Annotated in this window: 1 pseudogene; it reads left to right on the top strand. The window is 64.5% G+C overall.

Going from position 1 to position 293, the window contains the following annotated elements:
• A pseudogene (locus NE591_RS15015) lies at window positions 1-217 on the top strand (cytochrome ubiquinol oxidase subunit I); the annotation flags it as partial.
• Window positions 218-293: the final 76 nt, after the last annotated feature.

Raw genomic sequence — 293 nt, 5'->3', positions numbered from 1 at the left:
GTGGCTGACGCTGGGCCTGTTCGTGCTCGTGTATCTGGTGCTGCTCATCGGGTGGGCGCGGGTCATCGGCCGCTTCATCAAAGAAGGGCCGGTTGCCGAGGGCGCTGCTGCCGCCGATGCGGCTGCAGTGGCCGTGGTCGCCGCCGACGCCGAGGGCGATGTCGTCGTTGCGGAGGCCGTCGCCGCCGCGGGCGATAGCAAGAAGGAAGGTGAGTAGCCATGATGGTGTTCTTAAGCGTGCTGTGGTTCTTCCTCATCTTCGTGCTTATCGCGGGCTATTTCGTGCTTGACGG

The organism is Adlercreutzia sp. DFI.6.23, from assembly GCF_024462535.1.
GTDB lineage: Bacteria > Actinomycetota > Coriobacteriia > Coriobacteriales > Eggerthellaceae > Adlercreutzia > Adlercreutzia rubneri.
This window is presented reverse-complemented; position numbering and strand designations above follow the sequence as displayed.